Source organism: Arcobacter suis CECT 7833 (assembly GCF_003544815.1).
Lineage (GTDB): Bacteria > Campylobacterota > Campylobacteria > Campylobacterales > Arcobacteraceae > Aliarcobacter > Aliarcobacter suis.
The window spans coordinates 2,400,394-2,412,309 of sequence record NZ_CP032100.1; the positions used below are offsets into that span (position 1 = coordinate 2,400,394).

The 11,916-nt window shown below is 27.0% G+C and carries 11 protein-coding genes and 3 tRNA genes; 8 read left to right on the plus strand and 6 right to left on the minus strand.

The annotated features are described in order from the left end of the window. Positions 1–327 precede the first annotated feature (327 nt). Genes ASUIS_RS12330 through ASUIS_RS12340 form a run of 3 tightly spaced genes read left to right on the plus strand, consistent with a single transcriptional unit; the run spans position 328 to position 3,135 of the window. Entirely contained in the window at positions 328–1,506 is a 1,179-nt protein-coding gene (locus tag ASUIS_RS12330; RefSeq protein ID WP_118887381.1) for an ABC transporter permease, read from the plus strand. After that, entirely contained in the window at positions 1,503–2,174 is a 672-nt protein-coding gene (locus ASUIS_RS12335; protein ID WP_118887382.1) for an ABC transporter ATP-binding protein, read from the plus strand. The genes ASUIS_RS12330 and ASUIS_RS12335 overlap by 4 nt, the downstream gene beginning before the upstream one ends. Next, positions 2,167–3,135, plus strand: coding sequence for a hypothetical protein (locus ASUIS_RS12340; protein ID WP_226799919.1), 969 nt, complete (start codon positions 2,167–2,169; stop codon positions 3,133–3,135). The genes ASUIS_RS12335 and ASUIS_RS12340 overlap by 8 nt, the downstream gene beginning before the upstream one ends. Before the next feature lie 38 nt (positions 3,136–3,173). On the opposite strand, the gene ASUIS_RS12345 is transcribed toward ASUIS_RS12340, so the two are convergent. Continuing rightward, the gene (locus ASUIS_RS12345) at positions 3,174–3,419 is read right to left on the minus strand and encodes a membrane lipoprotein lipid attachment site-containing protein (protein ID WP_118887384.1); all 246 of its coding nucleotides are present in this window, start codon (positions 3,417–3,419) and stop codon (positions 3,174–3,176) included. Positions 3,420–3,576: 157 nt separating this feature from the next. On the opposite strand from ASUIS_RS12345, the gene ASUIS_RS12350 reads away from it, so the two are divergent. Then, positions 3,577–4,692: a DUF475 domain-containing protein gene (locus ASUIS_RS12350; RefSeq protein WP_192894431.1), complete on the plus strand. Its 1,116-nt coding sequence runs from the start codon at positions 3,577–3,579 to the stop codon at positions 4,690–4,692. A gap of 158 nt (positions 4,693–4,850) precedes the next feature. On the opposite strand, the gene ASUIS_RS12355 is transcribed toward ASUIS_RS12350, so the two are convergent. The 3 genes from ASUIS_RS12355 to ASUIS_RS12365 all read right to left on the minus strand — a co-directional run bounded on the left by ASUIS_RS12355 (position 4,851) and on the right by ASUIS_RS12365 (position 5,185). Then, positions 4,851–4,926: transfer RNA gene (locus ASUIS_RS12355), tRNA-Cys, on the minus strand. A 71-nt stretch (positions 4,927–4,997) separates the two neighbouring features. Next, positions 4,998–5,086: transfer RNA gene (locus tag ASUIS_RS12360), tRNA-Ser, on the minus strand. A gap of 12 nt (positions 5,087–5,098) precedes the next feature. Further along, a tRNA-Leu gene (locus tag ASUIS_RS12365) sits at positions 5,099–5,185 on the minus strand. 191 nt (positions 5,186–5,376) lie between these two features. Here ASUIS_RS12365 and ilvD point away from each other — a divergent pair. From ilvD to ASUIS_RS12385, 4 genes are all read left to right on the plus strand, one after another. Then, positions 5,377–7,065: a dihydroxy-acid dehydratase gene (gene ilvD, locus ASUIS_RS12370; RefSeq protein WP_118887385.1), complete on the plus strand. Its 1,689-nt coding sequence runs from the start codon at positions 5,377–5,379 to the stop codon at positions 7,063–7,065. Between the two features lie 123 nt (positions 7,066–7,188). After that, positions 7,189–8,619 (plus strand): Do family serine endopeptidase, encoded by a 1,431-nt coding sequence (locus ASUIS_RS12375; protein ID WP_118887386.1) that lies wholly within the window; start codon positions 7,189–7,191, stop codon positions 8,617–8,619. 10 nt (positions 8,620–8,629) lie between these two features. Next, positions 8,630–9,307, plus strand: a complete 678-nt coding sequence (locus tag ASUIS_RS12380) for a response regulator transcription factor (protein ID WP_226800026.1) — start codon at positions 8,630–8,632, stop codon at positions 9,305–9,307. Beyond that, positions 9,304–10,527, plus strand: coding sequence for an ArsS family sensor histidine kinase (locus tag ASUIS_RS12385; RefSeq protein WP_118887388.1), 1,224 nt, complete (start codon positions 9,304–9,306; stop codon positions 10,525–10,527). The genes ASUIS_RS12380 and ASUIS_RS12385 overlap by 4 nt, the downstream gene beginning before the upstream one ends. Positions 10,528–10,534: 7 nt before the next feature. On the opposite strand, the gene ASUIS_RS12390 is transcribed toward ASUIS_RS12385, so the two are convergent. Together ASUIS_RS12390 and cbiB are read right to left on the minus strand one after the other, a co-directional pair. Beyond that, a complete protein-coding gene (locus tag ASUIS_RS12390; RefSeq protein ID WP_118887389.1) occupies positions 10,535–10,954 on the minus strand; it encodes a hypothetical protein in 420 nt (139 codons plus the stop codon). Continuing rightward, entirely contained in the window at positions 10,951–11,841 is an 891-nt protein-coding gene (gene cbiB / locus ASUIS_RS12395) for an adenosylcobinamide-phosphate synthase CbiB (RefSeq protein ID WP_118887390.1), read from the minus strand. The genes ASUIS_RS12390 and cbiB overlap by 4 nt, the downstream gene beginning before the upstream one ends. Positions 11,842–11,916: the final 75 nt, after the last annotated feature.

An 11,916-nucleotide genomic window follows, 5' to 3' on the forward strand; every position in this document is an offset into this window, starting at 1 on the left:
AATTACTTTTTAAGATTATTTGTTTAACTGAAAATTAACTAAAAGAAGATAGAATACACAAGTTCTAAGAGGAGTTTACTATTACAATTTTAACAAAAAAATTCATTTTTTTTATAACTTTTTTTATTTTAACTTTTGTTTTTTTTGTTTTTTTTCACTCAAAATTAAACAATAAAATTGATTATTCAACAAAAGTTAGTACTATTTCTAAACTTTCTAATTTAAGTTTTTCAAATAATATATATGATTCAAAAATAAAAGAACAAAACGATTTCTCAAATAAAAACTTTTTTATCAATTTACAAATAAACTATTTGGATTTTGTTTATGAAAAATAGTGTGTTTTTTAATTTCTTATTTCTTTTACTAATCAAACATAAATCAAAACATATTGCAATTTTTATTATTTCTATTTTAATCGTATTTATGGTTTCTTCAGTACTTTTTATCTCAAACAGTTTAAAAAAAGAGATTTTTTCTACTTTAAATAATCAAAGTGATTTTATAATCCAGAAAACAAATAATGGGAAAATTTTTGATGCTCCAATATCATGGATTGATGATTTCTCTTCAATAAATGGTGTAAAAAATGTTCAACAAAGGGTTTATGGCTTATATTATTTTATGCCTGAAAATGTTTATTTCACAATTGTTGGTGTTGATTTATTTGAAGAAAATACAAACAAAAATATAAAAGAGCTTTTAAGTGTTCTAAATATCTCAAACTTTTTAGAAAATGATTCTATGATTATTGGAAATGGAATTAAAAAAATATTTGATAAATATCACTATTTTGATTCTTATGATTTTAAACTTTTAGATAAACAATCTTTAAATGTAAAAATATTCAAAGATTTACCCAAAGAAGCAAATTTAGTTGCAAATGATTTGATAATCATGGATATAAATCTTGCAAAAAAGATTTTAAATATAGATGAGGAATATTCAACTGATATAGTTTTAAATGTTCCAAATGATTTGGAAAAACAAAACATAAAAGAACAACTGATTTTAAAACACTCAAATATTAGAATTTTACAAAAAGAGAGTCTAAAAAAAGAGTATGAAAATATGTTCAACTACAAAGGTGGAATTTTTTTAGTTTTATTTATCGTAGTAATTTTTACATTTGTTTTGATTTTATACCAAAGATATTCCATGATTAGTTCAAGTGATAAAAAAGAGATTGGTATTTTAAAAGCTGTTGGTTGGAGTATAAAAGATATTATCAAACTAAAAATTATTGAAAATTTTATTGTGGGATTCATGGCTTTTATTATTGGAGTTATTATTGCTTATATTTTTGTGTTTATTTTAAATGCACCTATTTTAAAAAATATTTTTATTGGTTTTTCAAATGTTCAAAATGATTTTATTTTAAGTGCTAACATTGAATTTACAACAATAGTTACCCTATTTTTATTTTTTATAATTCCTTTTTTAAGTGCAGTTTTAATTCCCGTTTGGAAAATTGCAGTAATTGATGCAAATGAGAGTATGAAATGATAAAAATAGAAAACTTAAATAAAATCTTTAATGAAAATACAAAAAGAGAGTTTCACGCTTTAAAAAATATCAATTTGGAAATCAAAAACTCTTCATGTATTATTTTAAAAGGAATAAGTGGAAGTGGAAAATCTACGCTTTTATCTATTATTGGAACTTTATTAAAACCAACAAGTGGAAGTATAGTTGTTGAAAATGAAAATATTGCGAAACTTCCTGATTTACACGCCTCAAATTTTAGAGCAAAAAAACTTGGTTTTATTTTTCAATCATATAATTTATTCGATACTTTAAGTGTAAAAGATAATGTTTCAATTGCCTTAATTCCTCTTGGATTTAATCAAAAACAAATAGATGAAATGGTTTTAAAAGCTTTGGAATTAGCAAATATTCAACATAAAAAAGATGAGTTAGTTTATAATCTTTCAGGTGGGGAAAAACAAAGATGTGCAATTGCAAGGGCAATTGTAAACAATCCTGAAATTATTCTTTGTGATGAGCCAACTGCAAATTTGGATTATGATAATTCTCTTATTTTTATTGAGAGTTTAAAATTACTAAAAAGTCTAAATAAAACAATAATTGTTGCAACCCACGACCCAATATTCGATAATCTTGATTTTGTAGATAAAATAATAAATATAAAAAATGGAACAATTTGTGAGTGAAATACTTCTATCAAATGAAATAATTATCTATTTATTTACTCAGATTATTCTATTTATTTTACTTTTTATAGCTTTTTATTTTTCTATTTTTATAATAAAAAATTGGAATTATGAAAAAACTACATCAGCTCAATATAAACTTGAGAAAACTTCATATTTAGTAATACTTATAATCTTTTTTGCACTTATTGTAAAAATATTTTTAATGCCCTACTTCACATACAGCATTGATAATTTGTCACATATAATTCCAGGAGCGATGTGTGCAGCTGGAGTTATCAAAGCAAATAGTTATGGTGAAATTTTACTCAGCTTAAAACTTATAATTGTTTTTTGTATTGGTATTTGGTTGATTATTAATAGTTTAGATTTAAAAGAAAAAACATATCCATATACAAAAAAGAAATTTGTTTTTTATATTTTTATTTTTGCTCTTATTTTAATTGAAACAACTCTTGATATTTTATATTTATCAAATATTTCAACAAAAGAACCTGTAATGTGTTGTTCAGTCATTTTTGGAGTTAATTCAACTGGAAGTAAAATACCTTTTGATTTATCAGTTCCAATGCTTGTTGGTCTGTTTTATTTGATTTATATATTAAGCATTTTTACAAATATTCAAAAACAAAAATTTACAAATTTTGTAGTTAATTTATTCTTTTTATACATCGCTTATTATGCTGTTACTTATTTCTTTTCAACTTATGTTTATGAATTACCAACACACCAATGTCCATTTTGTATGCTTCAAAAAGAATATAACTTTGTAGGATATTTTATTTGGACAACTCTATTTTTAGGAACTTTTTTTGCAATCGCTAGTTTCATTGTGCCAAAATTCACAAATAAAAATTTAGATAATATTTTTAAATATTCTATTTTATTTAATTCAATCTTTGTATTTTTATGTTCTTTTTATTTGATTAGATATTATTTTGTAAATGGAGTTTTTTTATAAAAGTTCCGTGCTAATTAAATTAACACGGAATAGTAGAATTATTTAGTTTCTTCTTTTTTCTCTTCAGTTTGAACTGGAGCAGTTTCATCTTTTTTTACTTCTTCTGTAGCAGTAACAGGAGTTGTTTCATCTTTTTTTACTTCTTGAGTTGCTGGAGTTGTTGGTGCAACTTCATCTTTTTTTACTTCTTGAGCTACAGGAGTTTCAGTAGCTGGTTTTTTCTCTTCTGTACAACCTGTTAATAAAGCTAATGCTACAGCTGTTCCTAATAAAATTTTTTTCATGGATTGCGTCCTTTTTTTAATAAATAATTTTTATTTTGTTTTATAAAAAACAATGTTGGAATAATACCAAAATAATTGTATATAAATTGTGTTGAAATCATAAATTTAGTTTATTGCTGATAAGATTCCAACTTATTTAACAAATCAGGATAAATTCATGGTCGAACAAATCAAACAAAAATCAACATTAAGTTACTTTAATACTTTCTTCTTATTTTTTGGTGTATCAGTAATTATTGAACTATTTTATATGGGAATATTAGGTGTTGTTCAAGGAACAACTCTTACAATTTTAGAATTAAGTTTATCTTTTGATAATGCAGTTATTAATGCATTAATTTTAGCAAATATGCCTCCTATTTGGAGGAGAAGATTCCTTACTTGGGGTATGTTAATTGCCGTATTTGGAGTAAGATTAGTTTTCCCAATTTTAATAGTTTTCGCAACAACTGATTTAAGTTTTGTAGAATCATTTAGTCTTGCTGTAAACAATCCTGCTGAATATGAAAAAGTAATCCTTGCTTCACATCATATAGTTATGGCATTTGGTGGAATATTTTTATTAATGATATTTTTATCATTTTTATTTAACGAAAATAAAGATGTGCACTGGATTGCAGTAATTGAAAAATATGCTTCTAGATGGTCAAGTATTGGTAATTTAAAAATATTAATTGCAATATTAACTGTAGCAGTAATTGGATTTTATGCTCCTTCTCATATATTAATAGATGATGTTGTGAAAAATATTGATAAAGGAGAAATTATTTTACCTATGATTTATGGTATTTTATTATATCTTTGTATTGAATTTCTAAGAGGCATTTTAGAAGATGATGGAACAAAACATGATTCAACTAGTATGGAAAGTGAAAGAGAAAAAATAGAACATGTTGTTAATTCTAAGCTTGCAAAAGGTGGATTCGCATCATTTATTTATTTAGAGCTTATTGATATGTCTTTCTCTTTTGATGGTGTTTTAGGAGCTTTTGCAGTTAGTCAAAATATCGTTATTATTATGCTAGGTCTAGGTGCTGGTGCATTTGCTGTTAGGAATCTTACAATCTTAATGGTTGATAGAGGAACTGTTGCTGAATACAAATATTTAGAACATGGAGCAATGTGGTCTGTAGGACTTTTAGCTATAAGTATGATTGTTCAAATATTCATGCATTTACCTCATGGCTTAATAATTGCTTTTGCAATTATTCCAATTGCTATTGCATTTATTCACTCTGTTAGAGAAAATAAACAAGATAAAAATAAAATATAACTACAACTTAAAGAATAAGGATTTCATCCTTATTCTCTTACATATTCAAAACTTTATATCTTTTTACAGCAATATTTAAATTATATTTGTGATATTAAAGATTTAGTAATTAACTCTGGAGATGATTGATTTGGATTAAATTGTATGATATTAAAAAGTGGAGGAGGTAGTCGGACTCGAACCAACGCATGTCGGATTTGCAATCCGAGGCATTACCAGCTTTGCTATACCTCCAACAAAAATGTATAGTCTTTAGATAAATCATTTAAAACTGAAAAAGATTAGATGATTATTTTTAGTTATAGTGGCAGAGAGCAAGGGATTCGAACCCTCGGAGGCTTTCACCTCGCCGGTTTTCAAAACCGGTACAATCGACCAACTCTGTCAACTCTCTACACATATATTATGGTGCGAATGGTGAGAATCGAACTCACACTCCGAAACCGGAACGGGATTTTAAGTCCCGCGCGTCTACCTATTCCGCCACACTCGCACATTTGGTAAGTCAATTTCAAGTATCTTATACTCAAATTGGACTGGAATTATAATAGGTTTTTTTTTATTTGTCAAGATATTTTCTAAAGAATTCTAAAATTTTAAAATAATCTTCTATTTTAATTAAAATTGAACAGCAATAAATGTATAATCTAGACATATAATTTATGCATATTTAAAGGATTAAAATTGAGAAGTGATGAAGTAAAAAAAGGATTTGATAGAACTCCACACAGGTCATTATTAAGAGCAACAGGACTTAAAGATGAAGATTTTGATAAACCATTTATTGGTGTTGCAAACTCTTTTATTGAGTTAATTCCTGGACACTTTTTTTTAGATAAAGTATCAGCAATCATAAAAGAAGAAATTAGAGCAAATGGTTGTGTTCCATTTGAATTTAATACTATTGGTGTTGATGATGGAATTGCGATGGGACATGATGGGATGTTATTTTCACTTCCATCAAGAGAATTAATTGCAAATTCTATTGAAACAGTAATGAATGCACATAAACTAGATGCAATGATTGCTATTCCAAACTGTGATAAAATTGTTCCAGGTATGATTATGGGAGCTTTAAGGGTTAATGTTCCAACTATTTTTGTAAGTGGTGGACCAATGGAAAAAGGTTACACAAAAGATGGAACTCCAATTGACTTAGCAACTGCATTTGAAGCTGTTGGAAAACATGAAGCTGGACAAATGAGTGATGAAGAGTTAAAAGATATTGAATGTAATGCATGTCCAAGTGGTGGTTCATGTTCTGGAATGTTTACTGCAAACTCTATGAATACACTTATGGAAGCTATGGGAATTGCACTTCCTGGAAATGGAACTATTTTAGCACTAACGCCTGAAAGAGAAGTTTTATATAGACAAGCAGCTAGAAGAATTTGTGAAATTGCACTTGATGCGCAAGCAAGAGAAAAATATAAATTAACAAATATTTTAAATGAAAATGCTGTTAGAAATGCTTTTGCTGTTGATATGGCAATGGGTGGAAGTTCAAATACTGTTTTACATATGTTAGCAATTGCAAAAGAAGCGCATGTTAATTTTAATCTTGAAGATATTAATAAAATTTCTAAAAGAGTTTCGCATATTGCAAAAATTTCTCCATCTTTATCAACTGTTCACATGGAAGATATTAATAAAGCGGGTGGTGTAAATGCAGTTATGAAAGAGATGACAAAAAGAGGTGATGATATTTTAGCTGATAACCTTACAATCTCTGGGGAAAGTGTATTAGAAAAAATCAAAGATTCTTACATCAAAGATACAAATATTATTCACACTATTGATAATCCATATTCACAAGTTGGTGGATTAGCGATTCTTTATGGAAATTTAGCAGAGCAAGGTGCTGTTATTAAAACTGCTGGAATTACAGGTTCAAGAGTATTTACAGGAACTGCTGTTTGTTTTGATGGACAACCTGAAGCTGTTAAAGGAATCATTAGTGGAAAAGTAAAAGCTGGTGATGTTGTAGTAATCAGATACGAAGGTCCAAAAGGTGGTCCTGGTATGCAAGAGATGTTAGCACCAACTTCATTAATCATGGGAATGGGACTTGGAGATAAAGTTGCACTTATTACTGATGGAAGATTCTCAGGAGCTACAAGAGGAGCATCTATTGGTCACGTAAGTCCTGAAGCTGCTGAGGGTGGAATGATTGGATTATTAAGAGATGGTGATGAAATTCATATTGATGTTGACCAATATATTTTATCTGTAAATCTTACATTTGAAGAGATTGCACAAAGAAGAGACGAATTTGTTCCTCTAAAAAAACCTCTTAACTCTTCTTGGTTAGGACAATATAGAGCTTTAGTTACAAACGCAAGTAGCGGCGCTGTTTTAAAAACTGATTTATAATAACTCTAACTAAGGTTTTAAACCTTAGTTAGTATTAACCAAACATTAACTTTTGATTGGAAAATAGTTTACGCTTATACTTTACAATGTCATATATAAAATTAAAAAAAGAGGATATACAAAGTGAAGAAAAAACTTCTACTTATTTCTACATTAATTGCTACTCAATTGTTTTCAAAAACAATTGATTTTGAAGTAGTGGATTCAAATCCTACTAGAGTTTCTCCTAATTCAACTAACGAAATTTTATCTTTTAATAGTAGTATCAAAGATTCTGTTCATTCTATTGTAAATATTTCTGCTAAAAGACATGTAAATGAAGGAATTGAAAATCTTCCTTTACAAATGTTTAATGATCCTTTCTTCAAAAGATTTTTTGGAGATCAATTTGGAAATCAATTTAAACAAAATAGAATTCAAAGATCACTTGGTTCTGGTGTTATTATTTCAAAAGATGGATATATTGTTACAAATAATCATGTTATTGAAAATGCCGAAGAAATAACAGTAACAATAGGTGATGAAACAACAGAATACAATGCGAAACTTGTTGGGAAAGATGCTGATAGTGATATCGCTGTTATTAAAATTGAAGCTAATATTGCTTTAAAACCTATAAAACTAGCTGATTCTAACTCATTATTGGTTGGAGATGTTATATTTGCTATTGGAAATCCTTTTGGTATTGGAAGTACAGTAACTCAAGGAATTATCTCAGCACTTAATAAAAACAAAGTTGGAATTAATAGATACGAAAACTATATTCAAACTGATGCTTCTATAAACCCTGGAAATTCAGGTGGTGCGTTAGTTGATTCAAGAGGTGCGTTAATTGGTATAAATACTGCAATTATTTCAAAGGGTGGTGGAAATAATGGTATTGGATTTGCAATTCCAGTTGCAATGGTAAAAGATGTTGTTGAAAAATTAGTTGCTGATGGAAAAGTAACAAGAGGTTATTTAGGTGTAGCAATTGCCGATTTAGATAATGAATCTTCAAAAGTTTATAAAAGAAAAGAAGGTACTTTAGTTTTAGATATTTCAGCTGACACACCAGCAGCAAAAGGTGGTCTAAAAAGAGGTGACTTAATTTATGCAATAAATGGTAAAGTTTTAAAAGATAAAGCTTCTTTACAAAACACTATTGCAGCATTTAAACCTGATGAAAAAATAAAGATTCAAGTTGAAAGAGATGGAAAAGATATTGAATTAAATATTGTTTTAGGAGATAGAACTACTTTATTAGATACTACACCTACTCAAGTAAATAACACTATTTTTCTTGGTGGATTAAAATTAAGTGTAATTGATAGTGAAACACAAAAGCAATTTAGATTATCTTCAGATGTTACAGGAATATTAATTTCAGATGTTGAACTAAAATCAAAGGCTGAAAAAGCTGGTTTCCAAGCTGGAGATATTATAGTTCAAATAGAAGATACAGAAATAAAGAACTTTGCAAATGTTGAAGCTGTATTAAAAAAATATGCAAATAAATATAAAAGAGTGTATGTAAATAGATATGGTCAAACTATTTTATTTATCATTCAATAAAGGATAACCCATTATTAAAGTACTTATGATAGAAGATGATTTAGAATTAGCTCAAATCATCACAGATTATTTAAAATCATTTGACATTGAAGTAGTAAATACTGATAGCCCATATAATGGGTTATCAATGCTTGATGTTCATAAAGATTATAAACTTATTATTTTGGATTTAACACTTCCTGAAATAGATGGTTTAGAATTAATTCCGAAAATTAGAGAAAAATCTAATATTCCTATTATTATTAGTTCTGCACGTGATGATATTTTGGACAAAGTTATGGGGCTAGAACGAGGTGCAGATGATTATCTTCCAAAACCTTATAATCCAAGGGAACTTCAAGCTAGAATCAAAACTATTTTAAAAAGAGTTGATTCAAACAATGAACCCAAAAAACCTGAACAAAATTCACTTTTTGAAGTAAGGGATGATGATATGCAAATCTTATTTCAAGGGATTGCATTAACTCTGACACTTGCTGAATATGATATTTTAAAACTTTTGATTCAAAGAAATCATGGAGTTGTTGCTAGAGAAGATTTTATTTATGCAAGTGATAATATTGAAGATGATTCATCTTTAAAAAATATTGATGTTATTATTTCAAGAATTAGAACAAAACTAGCAAAAATAGATGAAAACAACACTCACATAAAATCAGTAAGAGGTATTGGATATCAGTTAATATGATAAAAAATATCTCTATTTCTACTTTTGTAAATATAATATTTTCATTAGCTTTTATCTCGATTTTTATAACATTTGCAATGTTTATAAACTACGACCAACAAAAACATGAAATATCTTTACAAAATAGATATGAGTTAATTGCAGAAAATTTTTTAAGTTCATTTCAAAATCAACCAACAACAGATTCATTAATAGCTCTTTTTAGAAAATTCAAAGTAAAACCTATTGAAGAAAGAGAAAAAAAACTAGAAATTATAAAAAATGCCCAAGAATTAACAATAACTCAAAATTTTTTAGGAACTTACAGAGTTTATAAATATGATGATAACTATTATATCTATGTTCAACAATATGGATATAACTTGATGTTAAAAGATTCTGATGGACATAATTATAGTATTGCATTTATAATTGCTGGATTTATGGTTTCAATTTTAACTTTCCTTATTTTGTATGAAATTTTAAAAAGAAAATTAAAACCTCTTAAAATTTTAAATAAACAACTAATTGAATTTTCAAATGGAAACAAAGATATAAAACTAAACTATACAAGTACCGATGAAGTTGGAACAATAGCAAAAAGTTTTAATGAAGCTATAAATATCATAAATAATCAATCAAAATCAAAAGATTTATTTATGAGAAATATGATGCATGAACTTAAAACTCCAATTACAAAAGCAATGTTTATTGCTGAAACTTTAGAAGATGAAAAGACCAGATTAAATCTTCAAAGAGCTTTTAAAAGAATGGATGATATTATAAAAGAGTTAGCAACTGTTGAAAAACTAACCTCTAAAAATAGTATGATTTATAAAGAAGAAAACAGTTTTTTAAATATTTATACTAGAACTTTAGAAATTATGATGATAAATCCAAATAATATCACAGCTAATATAGAAGATTTTGATTTCAAAGTTGATAACTCAATGATGCCTATTGCTTTAAAAAATTTAATAGATAATGCAATTAAATTTTCACCAAATAAAAAAGCAATAATTGATGCGAACAAAGAAAAAATAGAAATTATCTCTTTAGGTGAACAACTAAATCACGAACTTTCATATTATACAGAAGCTTTTTCTCAAGAAGAAAAAAGAAGTGATGGTTTTGGATTGGGACTTTATATAGTTAAAACTATTGTAAATTTACATGGATATAAACTAGAATATAAATATGAAGGTGGAAGAAACTACTTCATCATAAATATGATGAAATAGTTTTTACCTATCGAACATTTTTCATTACTTCAAACCAATTTGTATTGAAATGTTTTTTGATATATCTCTCTTTGTGAGGCACTATACAGCCTGAACAATTTTGATGAATATAATCCTCACCAATATATTGACTTCCATCTTTAGACTTGATATTACAAACTGAAAATAGAGTTTTTCCATCAGATGTTTTTTCAAATCCTTCATCTTTAAATCTAAAATTTGGACAGGCGCAAAAATAGCAGTTTAAATCTTCCATATTATGGCATTTTTTATTATCTTTATAAAGTGGACAAAAATCTGGTTCGTTTTTTACCATATTTTCAAATCTAAAATACTCTATTACTTCATCAATTGATTTATCTGTTAATTTTTTCATTACATTGGCATGAAGATTACCTTGCTTAATAAACCACTCTTCATAAGTCATACTAAAACTCCTAAAATTAATACAATTATTATAAATATATCAAGTCTTGTTTTAAATTCTAAAGCCTTTAAAACATCACTATTTTCAATATTTTCTTTTCCATCTCCAAAAAAAGGTTTATTTTTTATTTTTCCAAAATATGAAGTAGGACCGCCAAGTTTAACATTTAAAGCCAATGCAAAAGCTGATATGGGAAGTCCTGCATTAAAACTTTCGTGTTTTTTTCCATGTTTGTAAAACTCTAAAAAAACCTTTTTAGAAAAAAATAAAAAAGCTATTATCAAAGCAGTTATTCGAGCTGGTATATAGTTTGCCACATCATCAAGTCTAGCACTAAACTTCCCAAACTTTTCGTATTTAGCATTTCTATATCCAACCATAGAATCAAGGGTATTTATGGCTTTATAAACAAAAGCTCCAACAAGTCCAAAACATAAAAGATAAAAAAGTGGTGCAATAACTCCATCACTTAAATTTTCAGCGTAAGTTTCAATGGCTGCTTTATTTACATCGCTATTAGTAAGAGTTGAAGTATCACGACTAACTAGCATAGAAATTTTATATCTTTTAGTCTCTATTTCATCACTTGAAACCACATCTTTTACAGTATCAAAAAGCATTTTTGATGAAAGTGTAAAAGAGGCTATTAAGCCTTGAATAAAAATATTATTTATAAAAGAGATTAAATATACAATACAAAAAACTATAAAAACCAAAGAAAGAGTTAAAAGGAATCCTCTAAATATAGAATCCTTATAAAACTTTCTTTCAAACCAAGAGATATAATCTCCCATAAAAATTATTGGATGTTTCAAAAACTTCAATTTTTGAAATTCTGAAAAAACCATATCTATAATATATGCTATCAAAGCTACTTCATAAAACATCGAATGAACAATTTCCCTATTTTTAAATTTTTTTTTAGTGATATAATGAACTTATCGAAATAGTATCATTACTTT

Coding starts and splice junctions, on each gene's coding strand:
- ASUIS_RS12330 (WP_118887381.1), top strand. CDS start 328: ATGAAAAATAGTGTGTTTTTTAATTTCTTATTTCTTTTACTAATCAAA.
- ASUIS_RS12335 (WP_118887382.1), top strand. CDS start 1,503: ATGATAAAAATAGAAAACTTAAATAAAATCTTTAATGAAAATACAAAA.
- ASUIS_RS12345 (WP_118887384.1), bottom strand. CDS start 3,419: ATGAAAAAAATTTTATTAGGAACAGCTGTAGCATTAGCTTTATTAACA.
- ASUIS_RS12350 (WP_192894431.1), top strand. CDS start 3,577: ATGGTCGAACAAATCAAACAAAAATCAACATTAAGTTACTTTAATACT.
- ASUIS_RS12385 (WP_118887388.1), top strand. CDS start 9,304: ATGATAAAAAATATCTCTATTTCTACTTTTGTAAATATAATATTTTCA.
- ASUIS_RS12390 (WP_118887389.1), bottom strand. CDS start 10,954: ATGACTTATGAAGAGTGGTTTATTAAGCAAGGTAATCTTCATGCCAAT.
- cbiB (WP_118887390.1), bottom strand. CDS start 11,841: ATGTTTTATGAAGTAGCTTTGATAGCATATATTATAGATATGGTTTTT.